The 21,153-nt window shown below is 43.0% G+C and carries 25 protein-coding genes; 24 read left to right on the top strand and 1 reads right to left on the bottom strand.

Annotated features, from left to right (window positions below):
• The first annotated feature begins 7 nt into the window (after positions 1–7).
• From P0Y67_RS14230 to P0Y67_RS14135, 20 genes are all read left to right on the top strand, one after another.
• The gene (locus tag P0Y67_RS14230; protein ID WP_342392396.1) at positions 8–655 is read left to right on the top strand and encodes a hypothetical protein; all 648 of its coding nucleotides are present in this window, start codon (positions 8–10) and stop codon (positions 653–655) included.
• Positions 656–783: 128 nt separating this feature from the next.
• Positions 784–1,158 (top strand): hypothetical protein, encoded by a 375-nt coding sequence (locus P0Y67_RS14225; protein ID WP_342392395.1) that lies wholly within the window; start codon positions 784–786, stop codon positions 1,156–1,158.
• A gap of 58 nt (positions 1,159–1,216) precedes the next feature.
• Positions 1,217–1,546 (top strand): M23 family metallopeptidase, encoded by a 330-nt coding sequence (locus P0Y67_RS14220; RefSeq protein WP_342392394.1) that lies wholly within the window; start codon positions 1,217–1,219, stop codon positions 1,544–1,546.
• A gap of 4 nt (positions 1,547–1,550) precedes the next feature.
• Positions 1,551–2,024, top strand: a complete 474-nt coding sequence (locus P0Y67_RS14215) for a hypothetical protein (protein ID WP_342392393.1) — start codon at positions 1,551–1,553, stop codon at positions 2,022–2,024.
• A 668-nt stretch (positions 2,025–2,692) separates the two neighbouring features.
• Positions 2,693–2,908 carry a hypothetical protein gene (locus P0Y67_RS14210; RefSeq protein WP_342392392.1) on the top strand — a complete coding sequence of 72 codons (216 nt, stop codon included), beginning with the start codon at positions 2,693–2,695 and terminating at the stop codon, positions 2,906–2,908.
• A complete protein-coding gene (locus P0Y67_RS14205; protein WP_342392391.1) occupies positions 2,901–3,419 on the top strand; it encodes a hypothetical protein in 519 nt (172 codons plus the stop codon). The genes P0Y67_RS14210 and P0Y67_RS14205 overlap by 8 nt, the downstream gene beginning before the upstream one ends.
• A 360-nt stretch (positions 3,420–3,779) precedes the next feature.
• Positions 3,780–4,139 carry a hypothetical protein gene (locus tag P0Y67_RS14200; RefSeq protein ID WP_342392390.1) on the top strand — a complete coding sequence of 120 codons (360 nt, stop codon included), beginning with the start codon at positions 3,780–3,782 and terminating at the stop codon, positions 4,137–4,139.
• A gap of 135 nt (positions 4,140–4,274) precedes the next feature.
• Positions 4,275–4,649, top strand: coding sequence for a hypothetical protein (locus P0Y67_RS14195; protein WP_342392389.1), 375 nt, complete (start codon positions 4,275–4,277; stop codon positions 4,647–4,649).
• A gap of 175 nt (positions 4,650–4,824) precedes the next feature.
• Positions 4,825–5,193, top strand: coding sequence for a hypothetical protein (locus tag P0Y67_RS14190; protein ID WP_342392388.1), 369 nt, complete (start codon positions 4,825–4,827; stop codon positions 5,191–5,193).
• A complete protein-coding gene (locus P0Y67_RS14185) occupies positions 5,174–5,743 on the top strand; it encodes a hypothetical protein (protein ID WP_342392387.1) in 570 nt (189 codons plus the stop codon). Before P0Y67_RS14190 ends, P0Y67_RS14185 begins: the two co-directional genes overlap by 20 nt.
• Before the next feature lie 227 nt (positions 5,744–5,970).
• Positions 5,971–6,459: a hypothetical protein gene (locus P0Y67_RS14180; RefSeq protein WP_342392386.1), complete on the top strand. Its 489-nt coding sequence runs from the start codon at positions 5,971–5,973 to the stop codon at positions 6,457–6,459.
• Positions 6,460–6,852: 393 nt separating this feature from the next.
• Positions 6,853–7,005, top strand: coding sequence for a hypothetical protein (locus P0Y67_RS14175; protein ID WP_342392385.1), 153 nt, complete (start codon positions 6,853–6,855; stop codon positions 7,003–7,005).
• Positions 6,998–7,603 carry a lysozyme inhibitor LprI family protein gene (locus tag P0Y67_RS14170; protein ID WP_342392384.1) on the top strand — a complete coding sequence of 202 codons (606 nt, stop codon included), beginning with the start codon at positions 6,998–7,000 and terminating at the stop codon, positions 7,601–7,603. Before P0Y67_RS14175 ends, P0Y67_RS14170 begins: the two co-directional genes overlap by 8 nt.
• 67 nt (positions 7,604–7,670) lie before the next feature.
• Positions 7,671–8,771 carry a hypothetical protein gene (locus P0Y67_RS14165; protein ID WP_342392383.1) on the top strand — a complete coding sequence of 367 codons (1,101 nt, stop codon included), beginning with the start codon at positions 7,671–7,673 and terminating at the stop codon, positions 8,769–8,771.
• A 26-nt stretch (positions 8,772–8,797) separates the two neighbouring features.
• The gene (locus tag P0Y67_RS14160) at positions 8,798–9,292 is read left to right on the top strand and encodes a hypothetical protein (protein WP_342392382.1); all 495 of its coding nucleotides are present in this window, start codon (positions 8,798–8,800) and stop codon (positions 9,290–9,292) included.
• Positions 9,289–10,074 carry a hypothetical protein gene (locus P0Y67_RS14155; protein WP_342392381.1) on the top strand — a complete coding sequence of 262 codons (786 nt, stop codon included), beginning with the start codon at positions 9,289–9,291 and terminating at the stop codon, positions 10,072–10,074. The genes P0Y67_RS14160 and P0Y67_RS14155 overlap by 4 nt, the downstream gene beginning before the upstream one ends.
• Before the next feature lie 73 nt (positions 10,075–10,147).
• Entirely contained in the window at positions 10,148–10,942 is a 795-nt protein-coding gene (locus tag P0Y67_RS14150; protein WP_342392380.1) for a hypothetical protein, read from the top strand.
• Positions 10,943–10,948: 6 nt separating this feature from the next.
• Positions 10,949–11,497 carry a hypothetical protein gene (locus P0Y67_RS14145; protein WP_342392379.1) on the top strand — a complete coding sequence of 183 codons (549 nt, stop codon included), beginning with the start codon at positions 10,949–10,951 and terminating at the stop codon, positions 11,495–11,497.
• Positions 11,498–11,624: 127 nt separating this feature from the next.
• Positions 11,625–12,203, top strand: a complete 579-nt coding sequence (locus P0Y67_RS14140) for a hypothetical protein (protein ID WP_342392378.1) — start codon at positions 11,625–11,627, stop codon at positions 12,201–12,203.
• A gap of 142 nt (positions 12,204–12,345) precedes the next feature.
• Positions 12,346–12,801: a hypothetical protein gene (locus tag P0Y67_RS14135; RefSeq protein WP_342392377.1), complete on the top strand. Its 456-nt coding sequence runs from the start codon at positions 12,346–12,348 to the stop codon at positions 12,799–12,801.
• A gap of 73 nt (positions 12,802–12,874) precedes the next feature.
• Here the strand turns inward: P0Y67_RS14135 and P0Y67_RS14130 are convergent, their stop codons facing one another.
• On the bottom strand, positions 12,875–13,015 hold the full coding sequence (locus P0Y67_RS14130; protein ID WP_342392376.1) for a hypothetical protein: 141 nt from the start codon (positions 13,013–13,015) through the stop codon (positions 12,875–12,877).
• A 32-nt stretch (positions 13,016–13,047) separates the two neighbouring features.
• Between P0Y67_RS14130 and P0Y67_RS14125 the strand changes: the two genes are divergently transcribed.
• The 4 genes from P0Y67_RS14125 (at position 13,048) to P0Y67_RS14110 (ending at position 21,138) form a co-directional block, all read left to right on the top strand.
• Positions 13,048–14,172 carry a tetratricopeptide repeat protein gene (locus P0Y67_RS14125; protein ID WP_342392375.1) on the top strand — a complete coding sequence of 375 codons (1,125 nt, stop codon included), beginning with the start codon at positions 13,048–13,050 and terminating at the stop codon, positions 14,170–14,172.
• A gap of 56 nt (positions 14,173–14,228) precedes the next feature.
• The gene (locus tag P0Y67_RS14120; RefSeq protein ID WP_342392374.1) at positions 14,229–15,287 is read left to right on the top strand and encodes a polysaccharide deacetylase family protein; all 1,059 of its coding nucleotides are present in this window, start codon (positions 14,229–14,231) and stop codon (positions 15,285–15,287) included.
• 204 nt (positions 15,288–15,491) lie between these two features.
• Entirely contained in the window at positions 15,492–20,042 is a 4,551-nt protein-coding gene (locus tag P0Y67_RS14115) for an alpha-2-macroglobulin family protein (RefSeq protein WP_342392373.1), read from the top strand.
• Between the two features lie 28 nt (positions 20,043–20,070).
• Positions 20,071–21,138, top strand: coding sequence for a transglycosylase domain-containing protein (locus P0Y67_RS14110; protein ID WP_342392372.1), 1,068 nt, complete (start codon positions 20,071–20,073; stop codon positions 21,136–21,138).
• Positions 21,139–21,153: the final 15 nt, after the last annotated feature.

Here is a 21,153-nt window from a genome sequence, read left to right as displayed (position 1 = left end):
TTAGATAATGAAGCTCAGGTTACCAGCTTTATATTTATTGATGCTTCTGTGGTCATTGAAAACATATGCAGATAATTCATTCAGCTTTGATTGTCAGATCGACTACACGCAAGAAATTGTGAGTGAACAAGCTCAATATATCAGGATTTCATCGTATCAAACCAAGTATGACTTTCAAGAGCTAGGTATTACGGTCGCACCTAAAAATCACCCAGAATATCCAGAAAACTATTTAATTATCAATGAACCTCTGATTAGAAATTATCATATCGAAGTTGATGGAGATAATTTAATTCTGAAAAGTAATGACAAAGTACTCATAAATACGAGTGTTAAGAAGCCTTCAGAGGGTATTGTGATCAATGCAAGTATTCAAGAATTTTCAGAATCTTACGTGCTTATTGACTTTTCATTTTATAATCCCAGCACCATGCTAAGACAACATGATTGGCAAATCATGTTTGATAATTATGATAAAGTAATCAATAATGACAATGTCACGAGAACATTAAGTTTCAAGAATTATAATCGTGGTTATGATTGTGAGGATAACCTGGAAGAAACAAATTTCAAAGCCTATCAGAAATATTGGGGTACACTGCTAGAAGCAATTCTACAAAAGAAAGTTGAAGTAGCCGCAGAAAATCCTTATTGATATTTATGTATGATCAAATGAAAGGGTTCCAGTGTGTATGTGTTTTTAGAAAAGCCACTGTAATTCAATTGATAAGCGACCGAAGGTCGATGAATGATAATAAAGTTGAGATTTAAAGATATAAAATTATGAAAACGAAATTTATTCCAATTTTGTTATTCATCGGATTTTCTGTTGAGGTTTATGCAGATGATATCAGTCAATATCGTTATTACCAAATATGGCAAGGGCGACCAAGCGGTGCGGATAAAGGGAGTGTATATATCAAAAAAGATGACCCTTGTATCACTGTTTATAACAAGAAAAATCAGAGTCGAAAGCGATATTGTCAGATGGGAGATAGTCAACTAAATTTAGAGAAAAGCTACCCAACAATTTATCCCACATTGATAACATTTGATGGTGCTATTTTAGATTTTTTTGTTGCCGCACCATGGGCAGAGCAAAAATGTAGAATTCATTTAGGCCGTGAAGAGATCCAATGTACGCCAACAGGAAAATAGTCATCTACGCAGGTTAACCAAAAAATGGATTTTATATTGCATTGAATCGATAGCTTGCATGCATCTAAAATCGATTGAAAATAATCCAGAAACAGGAATGCCGTTGAAAGTTGGCGATAAAGTGACTAAAGGGCAGATTATAGCGAAATCAGGGGTTTCTGGTACTAAATCAAAAGGTACATGTGCACCTCATTTACATTTTGAGGTTTCTACAGCACATCAATACAAAAATTCGGATACAAAAATAAATCCTGGTTATTTTGTTGATTATAAATATCATACGCAGCAATCAGACTCAGAAAAGAAATGGCAGTTAGATGTTAGTAAAACTAAGCATAAAGGGCATATCGGAGATCGTAAATTTTATTGGGATGGTCCAGAAGGTTAAATTTATGGGAAGGTTTTTTTATATATTATTAATGGTTTTTTCAATTGATGCCATATCTGAAGCGGATACTAATTCTTTTGAATATAAAGTAGTTTGCAAAGATTTAGAGCAAGGAAGAATGATTGAAGATAGTGATATCGGAGTTTATCCAGAATACGAAATGGACGATGGATATAGTGGGGAGATTGAATTTAATCTTTTGGATGGTAAAATAACTATCATCCACCAAGGATTGTTCATTGCTTCTAAAAGTTTAACTTCAAATGCAGTCAAAATTGAGGGTGAACAGATTACTGTGACAATTTCTCCATATAATTATTATAATTTCATTTTTGTGACTAAACTTTCAAGTATACAATATGTTAATGTTGAAAATGAAGGTAATGAAGAAGAAATGTTCACATGCGACAACCCTAATTCATCAGAAAAAACAAAAGAAATGATGAGGTATGTTAAAGAGATAAAAAGTAAAAGATAAGAATTATGAGGTGGCGGAATAATTCTTATCTAAGGCAACGACGGACAGCTTTCAGAGAATGAACTGATCGCATTTTATCAGTCCGCCACCAATAAACTGGAAAAAGTGATCGCCAAGCATCCAAGTGAGTGGCACTTTGAAGAACAAGTGGACAATGCCTGGTTTAATCAGGTGCTGGAAAAAGGGCGTGATCTGCTAGAACAGCATGCCAGTCGCCATTTTTAGTCTGAAGTAATATTCCAGAAATCTGTATATCGCGAGAAATCATGTTGTTGTACGATAATTTTATTAACCATAAAAAATTGCGTATCAAGCAAACAGCGTGGGTTCAGTATCTAGATGTGGAGAAATTGGAATGCTGGTAATTTGTTTTCCAGCATATGCGCGCTCTCTGCGAGCTTATGTCAGCATGGGCAGGCGAAAATTTTTGAGAGTTAAACGATAAATGGCAAGTTGATCTCAATTTGTAGTCGTGACCAAGAGCTGATGTATCAATATGGACGCCTTGGTTAGGTTGAACTGTCATTGATACCAACGATTCATTTCAGTCGTCGTTCTTTTATCGGCTGGAATGATGGGATACTGTTTTCGTTTCAAATCACAGTTATTAGTATCATGTATTTGGCTCTTACAGTCAGATTCTGGAAAGAGAAAGGAATCAATCTCAAGTGACTGCAACGAATCTCCAATCCGGTATCTATGTTGAAAAAAGCAGACAACCGCTGACCACGATTCGGTGCGCGCAGATCTCAATCGGGATGTTACCTGACGATCGTGAAACGGAAGCGATGCTGGCACAATATCGCAATCTTTTACCGAGTCAATTCGATTTTGATACCTGGGTGAATAAAGACCAAGATTTGGATGATGCTATAGGTGAGTAAGAAGAAAAGGTTCCAGAAAACGCTCCACTTAATTCTGTCTATTATTACGTTTTCTTCAGCGGGTACTGAGGATAGAAGTATAACTGAATCATTTAACTATGAATTGATTTGTCATGATCTCCATCGGGGAGAAATTATCGTTGATCCGGTGATTGGAGCATATCACGAATATGAAATGGATGATGGGTACAGCGGTCAAGTAAAACTAGTTATTTCTGATAACCAAATATTTATTTATAAAGATAATGGGCTGATGATTAATGATGAATTAACTTCCAATGCTATAGAAATGATAGGATCATCTAGAATTAAAGTATCAAAAACGGATGATGAATATTTTTCTTTTCATCTAGGTCGTACAGATTTGGTTTTGATACAACATTTAATACAATATGATGAAACATTTAAAGATTTCTTTTTTGAGTGTACAAACACTCCTATGATTGGGAATACAGAAGCATTAGTTGATCATATAATTAATGTTAAGAGTCATCAACTATCAATAAAATAATTTAAGATAACTATGTTAGCAGAAAAAATGAACGTGACAGTCTGTTTAATCTATTAAAAAAAGGGATAAATGATGAATAAAATAACATCGAAAATCATCTTGTGTGCATCATTATTCTCTCCCTGTATCTACGCTGAAAAACGATTCAGTTTTGACTGCCAAATCGACTATACGCAAGACATTGTGAGTGAACAAGGCCAATATATTAGACTTGCACCATATTAGACCAAATATGATTTTCAAGAGCTAGGTATTACGGTCACACCTAAAAATCACCCAGAATATCCAGAAAATTATTTAATTATCAATGAACCACTGATTAGAAATTATCATATCGAGGTTAAAGGTGATAATTTTATTATGAAGAGTAATGACAAAGCACTCATAAATACGAGTCTTAAGAAGCCTTCAGAGGGTATTGTGATCAATGCACATATTCATGAGTTTTCAGTGTCTTATGTGTTAATTAACTTTTCATTTTATAACCCCAAGACCATGCTAAGACAGCATGATTGGGAAATCATTTTTGATAATTATGATGATGAAATTAACACTAACAATGTCACTAGGGGGATGGATTTTGAACATTCATATAGTATTTACGAATGTATGAATAGCCTGGAAGAAACAAATTTTGAAGCCTATCAGGGATATTGGGGTACACTGCTAGAAGCAATTCTACAAAAGAAAGTTGAAATAACCCCAGAAAATACTTATTGATATTTATGTATGGTCACATAAAAGGGTTCCAGTGTGCATGCGTGTATTAGCAGAAGAGAAGCCGATGGAATTCAATTGATAAGCGACCGAAGGTCGATGAATGATAATTTCAATTGAGGCTAACAGGTAAAAAGATTGAAAACAATATTTATTACAAATTTGTTATGCATCGGATTTTCTGTTGGGGTGTATGCAGATGATATCAGTCAATATCGATATTATCAGATATGGCCAACACGGCCTAGTTCTGCGGAAATAGGAAGTGTATATATCAAAAAAGATGATCCTTGTATCACTGCGTACAACAAGAAAAAGGATAGTAGAAAAAGATATTGTCAGATGGGAGATAGCCAACTGAATTTAGAGAAAAGCTACCCAACAATTTATCCCACTTTGATAAAGTTTGATGGTGCTATTTTAGATTTTTTTGTTGCCGCACCATGGGCAGAGCAAAAATGTAGTATTGATTTATCTCTTGAAGAGATCCAATGTGAATCTACAGGAAAGTGATATATTGCTAGAATTAACTGAAATCGCCAGTGAGAAATTCTGGTGATTTCAATTATTAGTTTTTCAAAAGAAATAATTAGAACAGACTTTTATACTGTTATGAATGGTCAGGTTTTTTGGGTAGCTTAATTCAAAGGTGATAATAATAGATTTATGCGAATAACAAGGGATTCAAATGAAATTAATAGCCATTTCTTTATTACTCTTTAGCTCTACATACATTTATGCTGAAGATATTGAACATTATGAATACTATCAAACTTGGAAAGAGTTACCTGAGGATGAGTCTATGGGAGCAGTTTATATTAAGAGTGATGACCCGTGCATTATTGTAGCCAATAAATCAAAAGGCACTAAAAAAAGGTTTTGCGAACTTTTACCAAGTAAATTAAATCTTGAGTCTGATTATCCTACAATTTTTCCATATATGCTAAAGTTTGATGGTGTGGTATTAGAGTTTTTTGTGGTAGCTCCTTGGAATGAGCAACAATGTAAGATTGATTTGAATAAAGAAGTTATTCATTGTGAATCAAATGGTAAGTAGTGACTATAAGGAAATGTTGGAGATAAAAAATTCCCGGAGAAAGGTAGGAATGGGTAACCGAATGAATAAATTTATTTGTATTGTAATATTATTCCTTTCAATTAATATCTCTGCGAAAGTGAATTCTGATTCATTTAAGTATGAATTAACGTGTGATGATTTACAGAGGGGGAGAATGATCTACGATAGTAAAATTGGGTCTTATCCAGAATACGAAATGGATGATGGATATAGTGGTGTTATTGATTTCAAGTTGAGAAATGATGAAATAACAATTTACCATCAAGGTTTACTTATATCATTAATAGATATAAAATCCGATTCGGTTGAAGTTAATGGCGAGCAAATTACTGTTATTGCTTCATTGTCTAAATATTTCACTTTTGCGTTTATGAATGAATTGTCAAATATTGAATATGTCAATCTTGAAAATGAAGGGAATGAAGAGGAAATATTTACGTGCAAAAACCCAAATACAAAAGATGAAACAGAAAAATTGATAAAGTATATAAGGAAAATAAAGTCTAATAACATGGAGGTAGTGAAGTGAATTTTTTGATAAATATGATTTTTGTTTGATATTATTTAATAGTGATAAAATCAGCAAGACTGTTTTAATAATTAAAATGATAACAATAAAAACTTCTAACAGTAAAGATATTTCTGGCGATTCTTATAAATAAAAGATAAAAAAGTAATTGAGAAGTTAAATTACAGTCAAAAATTTCATTTTATATATCATGGAGATGGTGCTTTTGCATGGACAGGGTTTGCAGGATGAAAATTAATAGAATATTCGCTTCAGCTCTTATTACTTTATCCATAAATTGTAAGGCAGAAGAAGTAATTAATGATTTTCAATATAAATTGGTTTGTAATGATTTACACCAAGGTAAGATGATACATGGGGATTTTGATACTTATCCGGAATATGAAATGGATGATGGTTATAGTGGAGTAGTTGATGTTTCCATAAAAGATGGTTCGATCTCAATTATTCAGGATGATAAATTTATTGTATCTAGAAACATAGTGACCGAGTACGTGGAGTTTGACAGTTCTGGTGAAATACTTGTTAAGGTTCGTGATGGATATTATTACACATTACTTTTGAATAAAGAACCTGCTTTGATTAATGTTGTTAATATTGAAAATAAAGGTGATGAAGATACATTTTTTGAATGCGATAATATTGATTATAGGAAAAATTTTCAGGAATTAGAGGGTTATATAATAGATATAAAAAATAATGATAAAGTCAATTGATGTAAGAGCGAGAAAAGATTCTATCTGAATTCATAATTCACGTATTGGAAAAGGACGTGATTTGCTGGAACAGCATCCAGTAGCCATTTTTAGTCTGAAGTAATATCCCAGAAATCTGTATATCGCGAGAAATCATGTTGTTGTACGATGATTTTATTAACCATAAAAAATTGCGTATCAGACAAACAGCGTGGGTTCAGTATCTAGATGTGGAGAAATTGGAATGCTGGTAATTTGTTTTCCAGCATATGCGCGCTCTCTGCGAGCTTATGTCAGCATGGGCAGGCGAAAATTTTTGAGAGTTAAACGACAAATGGGAAGTTGATCTCAATTTGTAGTCGTGACCAAGAGCTTATGTATCAATATGGACGCCTTGGTTAGGTTGAGCTGGCCTTGACACCCATGATTCTTTGTACTCAGAGTTCAATCGGGATGGTGCCGGACGATCGTGAAATCGAAACACTACTGTCGCAGTATCGTAATCTGCTACCAGTCGAATTCGATCTTGATGTCTGGGTGAATAAAGACCATGAGGTCGATGAGTAAAGAGAGTAATGAGATGAGTCGAAAGGGTTATCAATGTCGCTGGGTTCTTGCTGGGATTTTGGCAGTGTTTGGCGGTTTTTCTTCTGTGCATGCGGATGATCTCGTCAATCCCGATGACTTGAATGAACTGTATCGTCATTACTTCAAAAAATATGAAACCAAAGATGCGGCATTGAATGAAAAATATCGGGCACTTCAAACGATATTGTCTGCGGATGAGTTCTCGCAACTGAAAACCGTTCAGCGTGCCTGGGTTAAATTCAAAGAAGATTTGTGTGATCATCATCCTTACTTTGGTGATGACTTTGCTGTGTCCGAGCTGGATCCATCCGCAAAATCAATCATCTACCTTTGCCGGGCGGAAGTCACTGAAGCACGATTATTAGAGCTGGAATATATCATCTCTCATGAGACTGAACTGGCTTACACCCTTTATTCATACAAAAACAAAGCGCCACAGGCATCACTGGCGGATCAGAATGCATTGTGGCAAGCCTATGCAGACAAAAACTGTCAGTTCTTGAGCACCTATCTGAAAGAAAACCGAACCGATTGTATGGAAAGACAGCGATTTTATTATTCAGCTTTGCAGCTTTAATTATGGGTCTGAAACCGTGACGATCATGATGTTGAAAAATGCAATGGCTTGAAATGGAAACTGACTAATGAAAAGTACCATCCGTTTTATTTTTACGTTGTGCGCTTTATTGTTCACCAACCACCTCTATGCGTCCGACAGTCAGCCTTGTTCTGAGGCATCGAAATCGCTCCTATTACTCGACTTGTCTCATCAAGGCTTCGTCGATAAAAAGTTTGACGCGATTGCTTGCAAAATATTGCCCCACAATCAAGATAAAATGCTCGCGTCGTATCTGAAGAATATGACGCAAGGCGGTCACAGTGATCGATATTTATGGCGTGTATTGGTGATTGATCAATCATCCGGAAAAGTCGTATCCAGCTATCGTGATGAGGTTCAGGAAGATGGTGGTATTCGAGTAAGTCCATATAGCATCAAGTTGGATACTGCCAGATATCACTTAAATGAGACAACACGAGCATTGGGAGTCCGGTTAATGATCGGTACTGCTCCCCGGTGTGCTAATTCTCTCATAACTGATTTTCTTACATTGTTTGTAGAAAAAGATTCAGAGCTGACGCCTGTCCTTTTGAATTTTCCTACGAATCTTTGGCAACGACTTGAAGGGGATCACTGTAGCACGAACGATGATCTTCTGATTACAAAACAGAGCCATGTGTTCCTTTCTTTTCTTAAGGATCAAGCACATGGTTATCGGGACATTCGAATCACAACAAAGGTCGAAAAGTCGACTGATTATCCATTAAAGAACATTCATGAATCGGACGTAACGAAAACAGACCAAACGCTTCGTTTTGATGGGCAATTTTATCAAGCTACAGAAGTACGGCCAAATCATCCGCAATTACTGAAAGATGTCTATGAAAACCTCGATATCACCACATTCAGAAGTTCTTTGATGCCTAAACGCATAGCGAAAGAAAATCGTTTTCCAGATTTTAAAACTATTCCCAAGCCTGTCTATTCAGAAAAGATGATCGTGATGGACAGTGAACACTGGTATTACGCTTTAACCCTCACCAAAGAGAACCATTTAGGTTATCACTTTTGTTTTGTGGATAAGTCGAAATTGGGTACTTATTTTTCGACAAGCTCTTTATTGCTGAGAAAGTACGGGAATCGCTATGTCGCATTGAATTTTGAGATAGATGCGTGTGAATTATGAGTCAGTCAACCAGAAGGAAAATTTTGATGAAATTAGGCAGTAGAAGCGGTTTGGTATTTTCAGCACTGCTGCTGCTTTCTCACGTTGCTCAAGCCAGCAGTAGTGACAGTCTGTTTGAGTTTGAATTGAGTTGTGATGATTTACACAGAGGCGAATATATTACTGACGAGACCGGGACCTATCCAGTCTATGAGATGGAAGATGGTTATAGTGGGAAAGTGGAAATAATTGTCTCCGGTGAGGATGTCTCGATTTACAGAAATGATCTATTGGCCGTCGAAAAGAAGGTGACTTCCGAATCAGTCACCATGGATCCCTTAGGTTTTCTGAAAATAGCAACTGCAGAATATAACTATTACACATTCAGCTTTATCGATGATGAGGCGCTTTTGGTCAATCACGTGTTTACAGAAGGTGATACCGTGAAGGATGCATTTCTGGAGTGCGAGTATGTGCCGGATACCAAGCGGGTGACTGCGCTCTACCAGCATATTCAATCTTTGAAGGTCAATGAATCATGAAACGATTGAAATTGATGGTGTCTGCCCCCCTCTTTCTTTCGGTGTGGGCGGGTTCGGCACAGGCCGCGCAAACCCAGTTATGCAGTAATGCCATGATGTCGGTATTGAAGTCTGATGCCCGCAATCAGAATGATTCTGAATGGAATGAGGATAATTTCAGCTCGGTTGCGTGTAAGCGCTTACCGGGAGAGCCAGACATCATGTTGGGGTCATATTTTCAGCGCAATTTTATGGTTCCGCTTGATGACTCATCTCAGTATCTCTGGCGCGTTGTCTTGGTTGATACAACAACGCATCAGGTGGTTTCTGCTTATACCGGATCAGTTGGCGATGAAGGGGGAATTCGGATTGATAATGATCAGATCTGGCTGGATACCGCGCGTTATTATCTGAACGATGACACCAGAGCCCTCGGGGTCCGCTTAGATATTGGCCATGCTTCCCGGTATGCAGAGGGTGGGGCGTCTGGCTATATGACGCTCTTTGTGCGCGAGCAGGAAAAGTTACAGCCTGTACTGAAAAGTTTGCCGATGAATTACTGGACGAATCAGGAAGGCCATTTTTCAGTGACCGGTGAGCCTGTCCCGATTCATCAGGCCAAAGTCTATATCAATATCGGAAATAAAATCTCCCATGGATACCGTGATTTAAAACTGACGACCAAAGTCAAAGATAAGATGAGCGATCAATATTTTTCAGATGTTTATGAAAAGGCCTGGAGTTTTGATCAGACGCTGAAATTTGACGGAAAAGCCTATCAGGGATTTAAAGCATGGCCGTGATTTGCGGGACAGAAGGCGAACAGGATTACCTGTTGCCTGTCTTGTTTGATGCCTGTGAATTCGGGGACGAAGGATGATCTTACGTATCTCCTGGCTGGGCATTGTGTTGTTGTCAGGTCCGGCGGCAGCCCTTGATATACACACAGAGAACCGCCGCGACAATGGCGAACCCTATTGTGCGATACAACTCAGTTCACAAGGACAAGTGCTCGAAACGCAATTATGGGGAACCTGGTGTGGCGGTGTTCAAACAGAAGCTGTGTATCGTGACAGTGATCAACTGCAAAAGCTGACTGTGGTGCATGACCGGGGCAAGTATTCAACCGGCTATTACATCAATACGGCCGGTCCGCTTGCTATTACTGCACAAGTGTCTTTCACCCGGCATTCATTCCTGCCAGATTTCCGAATGCATGAACAGCAGGTCTGGCAACCTCTGGCTGTGGAGCTGGACCGGATTCGTTCCTCAGTGGATGTGAATCTTTTATCCACGCTGTACAACTTGCCTCTGGATATCAGCCGCTATTCTCCGGCCCAACTCTTTGACGAGCAAAATTTTTCTTTATTGAATCGTATTGGGCATGTCACCAACGCAGGTTGTCTTGATGGGGAAAGTTATGTCTATCTCTGTGAGATCGGGCGTGAGCGTGTGGCCAGTGTTTGTTTCCGCGAGCAAGATCAGGCGTTGATTTACAGGTTTTCTAAAGCGGGCACGCAGGAACTCATGATGGCAAAAACGTTGACCAGTCCCGGTGCGATTGACTTATCGTTCCAGCGTGGTCATTACAAGTACCAGATTGATTCGCAGGCGCACCAGCTTCGGGTCAGTCTGCAATCACAATTGCTTTTCGAAGCGACATGTAGGTAGTTCACCATGAAGCAAATGAAGTCTTTACTTACTGTGCTGAGCTTGATGCTCAGTGCTTCTGTCTGGTCTGAAACCACAGCCGGGGAAAATCCGGTGGCTTTGGTGAGGTCGGTCGAGATTGGTGATCACGCGGTCAGCGTTCAGTTTGCTGATGGGCGAATGCAATCCATCCCGGTACCTCACGAAATTGAGTCTCTGGATTACAGTGCCCGCTTTTTGGATATCAACTTTGACGGGCATCCTGATTTGGTGATTGACGATAATCTGGGAGCCAATCAGTTATCTGAAGTGTTCTTATATCATCCGAAAGCGCGGTTGTTTTCTCAGGAAGCGGACTGGAAAATGAATGGATTACACTTGAACCCACGGCGAAAACTGGTGTGCGGTCTGCACCGTATCAGCAATACTCAGTATGAAATTCAGATTCTGACGAAAAATGGCAGCTTCCAACATGTGACATTTGATTACGAGCGAAATGCAGGTACTTCCGAGATGACCCGGCAAAGTTTAAGTCGGGAATTTTTTGAAGCGCTTGAACAGCGTTGCCTGAACTGAGCAGTGAACAATGTATTGCATTACTTGATGAAATCCTAAGTGTCTGCATGCTTGTTTTTTACTCCGAATTCTCTACAAAGCATATGTGTTGAAATTCAAGAATGAAAGTGAATAAAGGTTAGTGCTTATGATAGCCATTAAGAAAAAGTATGCCGTTGTATTCATGAGCCTAATTGTAGTTGGTATTTCATCGTTCTTACACGAAGATGACTACGTTGCTGATTTAGGCTTAGGTATGACAGTATCTGGCGATAAATATGTCGATAGTGGTAATTGGGTCTTTAATTGTCACAATGGCGATCTCATCAAAAAGGATGACATACTTTTTCCAGATTTTGATGGCAATGATTTGATGAATCACTTGCTTGCTAAAAGCTATGATTTCAGCCGTAATTTAAGTAAAAAGTCAGTGCTCAATGGCTTCTTTCAGTTATCTGACTGGCAAGGAAGGTTAGAATACAGCACTTCTAAATTGTCGCCATATTCTATAGGAATCAGTAGAAATACATGGACAACAAGGTTTGTGAATGATAATAAAGAAGAATATTTAATCTATGTGATTAATGATAGATTGGATAAGTTGAACGAGATTAATGAATGGTCTTTACTGGTATCAGATTATAGTCCAGAAAAGATTTACCAGAAAGGTGAATTAATCAATTTAGCTATAAGTAGCTGTGACAAAGAACAGATCTTAGATTATTGATAATATTCAAGCTAATCGTTAAGAGTGTACAATTTATTACTGTAATAACAATCGTGGTGTTTACCAGTGCCTGTTATCCAATAAATATTTTGTATATGGTTTTATAGAATGAATTCAAGTTATGCCGTAAGGGAGATTAGCGATGAAACTGATTATTATGTCTGCATTAGTCGCTAATCTAAGTGCAAGTATGCAGTTCAATGAAGATGAATATTCATTTCAATTCCACTGTGATGATAGTCACGAGAGCGGAGAGGTTTATTCGTATGATCCAGATGATGAAAGTGACGATGATGGTTATGGTGGGGTCGTTGACTTATTGATAAAAGGCGATAATTTAACGGTCAAACACAATGGAGATATAGTTACTGAAAAACGATTGTCGTCTCCCGACGTTAAAGTGAACCGTTACAATGAATTTTCAGTGTATCTTGATGAAGAAAATTATTATTCATTTCTGTTAAAAGAAATTTCAGTTGTTCATTATAAGATATCGGTCGGTGAGAAAAGGGAAGAAAACTACTTAGAATGTAAGGAGTTTTTGACACAAGTGAAACAGGCCGAATTAGCTGATCATATCAGAAGTTTCAAAAAATGAGGTTGTTGCTTTTGACTTCGTAATTCTAGCACCTGTTTTCAATTTAGGAGCGTGACCAAGAGTTTGTCTGTCATCATGTATTAAACAAACCAAAGCTGCCTGCTGATTTATCAAGTAATCCCTTAAATATCATCAACGAAATGTCGCCTTTAGGGTTGAAATCAACGGAAGGTAATAATAATGATGTTTCAACGTTCTTGGCTAAAGGTGTCATGTTTTACAGCTTGTATCGGCTTCATCTCTTCAGTGGCAACTGCTGGGGAAGTACAGGTACTCAGCGCCGTCGTGAAAGGCCAGTCAATCCAGGATGCCGACGTGACCTGGCAGCGAACCGGTGAAAACTCTGTCAGAGTAAAAACCAACGCGCAGGGCAAAGCGGATACCGCTCAGCTGGTTGATGACCTGAATACGACCATGCTGATTGAAAAAGAAGGTTATTCAACGCTGGTTGTAAAATGCCCCTGTGAAGGCTTTACCTATGCGTTATCCCCAGAGATGCCAAATCTGGATGGCTTGCGTGTTGTGCTGACCTGGGGTAGTTCACCATCGGATCTGGATTCTCACCTGGTCTTTCCGGGCAACCATGTGTATTTCTCGCAAAAGCAAGGTGATCAGACTCATCTGGATGTCGATGACACCTCATCTTACGGCCCTGAAACCATCACTGTGGTGAAAAAGAAACAGGGCGAGCGATATGTCTACATGGTGCGCGACTTTTCAAATGGCAGCCGTAATGAGTCGACGGCTTTGTCTGCCAGTAACGCGCGTGTCGATGTGTATATCGGTAAGACGCATATCAGAAGTTACAAAGTGCGTCATGATGTCCGTGCCAATAGCTGGGTAGTATTCGGCATTGATGGTGAGGGCGCTTTTCACGACATCAATCAGTACCTGTCTTTAGTTAAAAATAAAGACATCAACAGTCATCTGGCTGGCGTACTGGCTGCTGACTCCTTTGAATCGCACAGTCTGGTGACAACGGCCATGATCGCTCAGGCAAAGCGGCTGAATACGGCTGGCGAAAAAGCCTACCAGGATAAAGATTATCTGGCTGCCATGTATTACTTCCAGGATGCCATCAACCTCAATCCGGATTTCAGTCAGGCATACAGTAATCTGGGTGTGACCTATCCTAAATTAGACAGACGTGCTGAAGCATTATGGGCCAACCGTAAAGCCATTGAACTGGCATCCGGTAACCGCGCCGATCGCATTAAAGCCGGGTCTTACTACAATATCGGCCGCATCTATGAAGCCTCTTCTGAGTGGCAAAGTGCTCTGGAAAATTTCGAATCGGCATCACGGCTTCGTGAGCATTCTGCATACCAGAGCGGTATTGAGCGGATGAAAGAGAAACTACACATTCAATAATTGTCTTGCCTGAAAACGCCTGCTATGCCGGGCGTTTTTCTCATTTGGATGACGTCATGAAATTTACGTATTTTGTTCTTGTCCTCAGCTTGTGGTCTGGCTGGGCACAGGCTGCCGGGCCGAATAAGGTTGCCACGACTGACAGAGACTTATGGCCCGAAGCGATTCACTCACAAGCGGCTTTTGATCGGGCTTCAGCCGCAGAAATACTGCAGTTTGCCCATGTGATGGCGAAAGTACCGCTGGCAAGCGCAGAGGACATCTCTCGTTTTACCGGTGTGAAGCAGGTGAGTGTTGACTCTGTTGTGACATGGCGTAGCAAAACGCAGCAGCGAATGCTGGAAGGGTATCGCTTTGCTTCTCGCAATCAGTCTGTGAAGCATTGGGACGATCTGGTCAGGATCGCGCGTGAACGCCTGCCTGCTTTTGACAGTAAATGGCGTGATTCCAGTGAGCAGTTTTACCGCTATTATTTGTTTGAGCAGGTACGTTTAGCGGCGCTGTTTCCCCGGATCAGCAGTGAGATTCTGACTTTTAACGACACTGAGGTAACAGGTGAACGTTTTGAAGACGGCGAGTTTCTGCTGACCTACGATGACGGCCCGCATCCCACTCGCACCCAGACACTGATTAATCAGCTGAATTACAGAGGCATTCAGGCGTACTTTTTTGTGCTGGGTAGTAAGCTGGTTCCGGCTGAACATAAGCACTGGTATCAGTCTCAGTGCCTTGGCTCCCACGGATGGCGACACCATGCGCATAAGGCGCTGGATAAATCGAAAGGCTCCATTACCAGCACGGAGCAGGCAATGGCGCAATTTTCTTCCCTGCCTTCAGACACCGCTTTCCGCCCGCCTTATGGTATGCGAAGCTTGGCGCTTTCACAGTGGTTACAACGTCAGGGCAAACCTGTTTATCTGTGGACGATTGACAGCCAGGACTGGAATGCCCGTCTGTCATCCCGGCAGGTTGCGGATCGTGTCATGACACTGATGTTGCTATGGCGCAAGGGGATCGTGCTTTTCCATGACATTCACCCTCACGCGACGGTTGTTTTGAATGATCTTGATGACATGGTGCATCAGGCCGGGCTGAAATGGCGGTCATGTTCATAAACAGCGAAAGACGTTGGTCTCAGTGCCAGCGTTTTTTTGATCTTGATGACTGATTTCTAATGGCCGGCTTTGTATTTGCGGGCCAGTGATCGTTTTTATTCTTAATCGCAGCATTTTATATTCAGGTCGGGATAGAATAATGCTCATAGTGAACATAAAAGCAATATTTTACGACTCCAGTTGGTAAGGGCAGAATAATAATTTATGGTTATATCAATTAATTTGACGCAATGGCGGCAATGTTTGCTGCTGTTGTGTCTGTCGCTGTTTTCGTTATTCAGTTATGCGCAAACGGGGCAAGAAAAATCTCAGCAAACACCGGAAGTTTTATTTGTCGGTAGCGGACCGCTGGTTCCGCAGTCTAACCAGCAATCGATCCCTGTTAACTTTATCAATCTTGACCATGTGGATGTCGAGATATTACAGGTGACAGAGCCGGGACAGTTGCTGAACAGGCATTATCTTCAGGACCAATTATCCAGCTATGACCTGGACAATATCAAGCATGCTTATGAAAGCGTGTTTTCAGATCGCTATACACTGCCGCCCAGCGAGAAAGACGTCCAGACCTCAGCCCGACTGCCGATTCCGCATTCCCTGGATGCGGGTTGGTACATAGTGGTGATTAAAGCACCTGGTACGTTTTACCGCGTGAAAGCCAAGCATATGCTGCTTACCGATGTTGGTATTCAGGCCAGAATCAATACCCGCCAGGCTGTATTCAGTCTGGCGAGGCTCTCGACGGGCGACGCGCTGACACAAGGTGTGGTAGAGATTTACCGCAATAACGCCTTACTCGACAGTCAGCCCGTTGACCTGCACGGGGTTGCCCGTTTTGATATCCAGACTCAGCGCAAAGATATTGTTATCGCCCGGGTGACAAGCCGCAATGAGAGCGGTGTCGCTAAAGAAGCAATGGCGATTCTGCCATTGCGTGAAGCGCCGCTGGATTTGTCGGACAGTGCGGTTGGCGGTCGAAAATATCAGGCGACAGAAGCCTATATCTACAGTAATCGCGATTTGGTAAAACCCGGTGAGGCCTTACCGGTAAACATTCTTCTGCGCGATAAAGACGGCAGGGCCTTATCTCAGCGGCCTGTCTCCTTGTCTGTGGTGAATCCATGGAATGAGGAAATCTTAAAGGAGCAGTTACAGCCTCAGGCCGAGGGATATTATTTTCGTCAGCTTGAAACCGAGGCGAATTGGAAAACCGGGCGATACCGTATCGAAGTCCGTTTAGATCCGACCGCGCCAGACCCGATAAGCGAATTGTCATTTCAGCTCGAAGAATTTGTACCTGAGCGGATGGATCTGACATTTCAAAACGCCGCGCCATTTGTGTTCGCGGGCCAGACGAATAAGGTCGAACTGCATGGTCGCTATCTTTTTGGCAGCCCGGCGGCTGGCAATAAAGTGAAATCAGCGGTGACTTATGCTCCAATCACTCATATTCCGGGCAAGTTCGAAGATTATGCTGTCGGCGTGCCTTTTACGCTCGATTCCAATTATCAGGAGCTGAAAGAAGTCGCCCTGTCGGAAGAAGGACGGTTAACCGTCAATCTCCCTACGCCTGATCCGGAACAGATAAAAAGTCCGGTAAAAACCGTGGCAAATTTCAGTTTGCTGGAGTCGGGCGGCGCAGCGGTACAGCGTAAGATCAGTTATGTGACATGGAAAAATCAGCCGGTTCCCGGCATTAAACCTGAATTTGTCTCTGTGCCATACAATACCGATGCCTTGTTCAAGCTTGCACTGCTCAGTGCTGATGGACAGTCTCTCACCAGCGGTGAACTGCAAGTCACCATGGATTATGATCAGGGGCCCTATTACTGGGTTTATGAAGAAGGCATTGGCTGGGAACGTAAAAAACAGGAGCGCTGGAAGCGTTTATCGAGTCAGACAATCAAAGTTGGCCAGCAGCCGGAAAGCTTGGCGTTTTCCACCAAGTGGGGCGACTATCTGCTGACGGTGACTGATGTGTCGACCGGTGTGTCGTCCAGCTACAGCTTTTATGCCGGTTGGTATCAGGGTAATGAACAACTGAAAGCCAAACCGGATCATTTGCTGATTCAAACAGATAAACCGGCGTATATCGCCGGTGAGCAAGCCACAGTTACAGTGACTGCGCCTCTGTCCGGAAGCCTGCTGGTGACACTGGAAGCGGATCAGCTTGTCTGGTCGGAAAGTTATCCTGTACAAGCCGGTAAGATCAATGTGACTGTACCGGTTCCGGCATCACTGGCCCGCCACGATGTGTTCCTGACCACCACACTGACTGGAATAGACGGACAGACACCCAAGCGCTACTTTGGTATCAAACCGCTTAAATTGGATCGCAGTAACAGAAAACTGAATGTTGCGCTGGATCTGCCGGATTTGATTAAACCCTCAGAAACGCTTTCTGTCCCGGTCACTGTCGATAACATTGACGCCCAGCAGGGCGGTGATACCTGGATCACCCTGTCTATGGTCGATAAGGGGATCATCAATCTGAGTCGGTTCAAGCCGGTTAATCCGCATGATTATTTCTTTGGCCAGCGCCGGTACAGTGCGGATGTCATCGACATGTATTCGCGCTTGTACGATCTGCGGCCGGATCCGTTTGCGCAGTCGCGCTTCGGCAGTGATGCCAACGAAGACACAGACAACAAAAATGACGGCCTGGTTGAAAGCAAGTCCATCATTCTGATGACCAAACCGATCAAACTGATAGACGGCAAAGCTGTGGTCGACATGGCCATCCCGGACTACAACGGCGAGGCGCAGATTGTGGCGACTGTCTTTAACGGTTCGCAAGTCGGGCAAGCGGTACTGGATAAACCCATCAGCGCCCCTGTGGTGGCTGAACTGAGTGTGCCGCGCTTTCTGGTGCCTGGCGACCAATCAAGTGTCACCGTCGATCTTCACAATGTGAGTGGTCACACTCAGACTCTGGCGGTGGCGATTGCCGGCTCAGAAACACTGGACTTCAACCAGCAGCCGGCGACTGAACTGGTGCTGAAAGATGGCGAACACTGGAGCCAGAGTTATCGTTTTGGTGTGTCAGATACCACTATCACCGACCGCGCTTCGCTGACGCTGAGTGTGAACAACCAGGAGATATCAATTGAGCGCGACTGGGGGATCCCGGTTCGCCCGGTCATGCCCTGGGTGACGCAGGCGCAGTCGGTGCTGCTGGATTCGAAAGAGACCTACAATGTCAGCGAGCAGCTTTGGTCTGGCCTGGATGTGGTGCGTGGCAGCATGGGACACGCTTATTTCAGCCGGACACCTGTGCTCAATACCGAGGAGCATGCGCGAGGACTATTCCGGTATCCGTACGGTTGTGCCGAACAGACAACCAGTAAAGCCTGGCCATTTTTGCTGGATGAGCCAGAACTGCAGCGTTTCAAAGTCCAGGCCCATCAGTCTCGTCATTACAGTGATGATGACGGAGACGATACGCCATCGACAGACAAGCGGCTGATCGAAAAAGCCGTGCTGCGGCTGAAAACCATGCAGAAAAATAGTGGCGGTTTCTCATTGTGGGACAGCAGTGGGCGGGAAAATCCCTGGCTCAGCGCCTATGTGACCGATTTTCTGCTCGCGGCTGACAAACGTTTCCCTGGGGTTGTACCGGCTTCTATGCTGACGAAAGCCACCCATCGCTTGATGGCGTATGTGCGTAATGAATCCGTGACCCGAAATCTGGCCTATGACACAGAATCAGCCAAAGTGGCGCGTGCTTACGCTGCCTATCTGATGAGCAAGCAGGGCAAGCTGAAGTGGAGCGATCTCGACAGCATGAAACTGACGACCCTGCCAACCCAGCTCAGTTATCTGCATATGGCGGCCAGCTATGCCAACGTAGGTGCCAGTGATGATGCGGAAAACATGCTCGATGACATCAGAGATTACAACCGCAGGCACAGGTACTTCGGCGATTACGGCTCGAACCTGCGCGATGTCGCAAAATCGGTGACTGTGTTGCAGGAGATGGCGGGTGATAATTCACTCAAAGAAATGGCACAAGAGCTGCAAACAAAGTATCTGGAGCAGTTGATCGGTCTGGCAAACACATCTTGGATGAGCACCCAGGAACGCGCTGCACTGGTGCAGGCATCTGCCCTGACCAACGCGGCAAACCGCGATCAGATTTTCAATCTGTCCTTCAGCGGTAATCCGGTCAGCCAGGCAGGGATGTTCAGTCAGCCACTCGCAAGTGAGATGACAATTCAGAATCTGGATGACCAGCCTGTGTATGTCAAAGTGCTGGCGCAAGGCTATCAGATGCTAAATCGCGGGATTGCCAATGAGGCTAACCGCTTTAATACCCTGGATGCCGAACAGGTAGAGCGCAAACTCTATACCATGAAGGGCGAACCGCTGGCATCGAACCGTGTGAAAGTGGGAGACCGGGTTGTTGTGGTGCTCACTGTCGCATTGAACGAGCGCGTGAATGACGCCTTACTGGTTGATAAGATTCCTGCCGGTTTTGTGCTGGAAAACCCGGCGCTGAATCAAGGCTTGCCGATTGAACGGGTATTGCCGGCAGGTATTGAGCTCAAGACTGCCGATCATCAGGAATACCGCAATGATCGTTTTGTGCTGTCCGATGAAATGCGCAAAGGCCAGCCATCCCGTTATGGTTACATTCTTCGCGCCGAAGTACCGGGCACGTTCGCGGTACCGCCTGTCTTTATTGAGTCGATGTATCGTCCGGAAAAACATCTGGCGTACTGGCAGACGCCGCAAACCATTACGGTGGAAAAATAGCAGTGATGATCCAGAGTAATCATTTCTGATGAAACGATTATTGCCCAATCTGCGAGCCACTCTGCCAGTGAAAATGGCAGGGTTGCTCGTTTTCTTTTGGCTGGCAGTATTTGTGCTGAACAGCTTGTGGCCTTTGCCTCCCCTGTACCCGGATGGCCCTGCGACAGTCGTCGTTAGCAGGGATGGTGAGATACTGCGCTCATTCGGGGATCGACAGGGCGTCCATCGTTACAACGTCACACTGGCTGATGTTGATCCTTTCTATATTCAGGCACTGCTCAATTATGAAGATCGCTGGTTTTACTGGCATCCGGGTTTTAACCCTGTGTCCGTTGTCCGGGCCGCCTGGCAGTGGGCCAGCAATGGTTATGTTGTGTCTGGCGGCTCCACGCTGACCATGCAAGTGGCCAGATTGATTGATCCCCATGCGCGATCGATTACCGGCAAGCTGAAACAGCTCTGGCGGGCTTTACAGCTTGAGTGGTATTACAGTAAAGACGAGATACTCACTTTTTACCTGAACCTGGCGCCTTTTGGCGGCAATATCGCCGGTGTTGAGGCCGCCTCCCGGCGGTATTTCAATACCACGGCCGGGCACCTGACGAAGAACGAAGCCGCTTTACTGGTGGTCTTGCCGCAAAAGCCGTCGCTGTACCGCCCTGACCGATACCCGGATACAGCGCAAGCGATGCGAAATAAAGTATTGGATCGTCTGCACGGCAGCGGTTTGCTGGGTGATAAGGCCACACGGCATTTAAAACAGGAAGCGGTTGAACTGAGGCGTTCGGACAACACGACGCTGGCCCCTTTGCTCAGTCGTATGCTCAGGGAGCAGTATCCGGACAGGCATGTTATTGAGACGACACTGGACGCTGTTATTCAGCAGCGGGTCGCCCGCTTACTGCTCAAAGTGAAGCGCCAGTTGCCTGCGCATTCCTCCGCGGCGGTATTGGTGGTGGATAACCAAACAGCCAATGTGCTCGCGTATCAGGGCTCGGTGGATTTTCAGGATAATAGCCGCTTTGCCCATGTTGACATGACTCAAGCTATCCCGAAGGGATCACCGGCATTATCAATGACTTTACCAATGATATGACCTCAGGGGGACAAT

It is taken from the genome of Photobacterium sp. SP02, from assembly GCF_038519165.1.
GTDB lineage: Bacteria > Pseudomonadota > Gammaproteobacteria > Enterobacterales > Vibrionaceae > Photobacterium > Photobacterium halotolerans.
The sequence above is the reverse complement of the archived record's forward strand: the minus strand, read 5'-3'. Positions and strand labels throughout refer to the sequence as shown.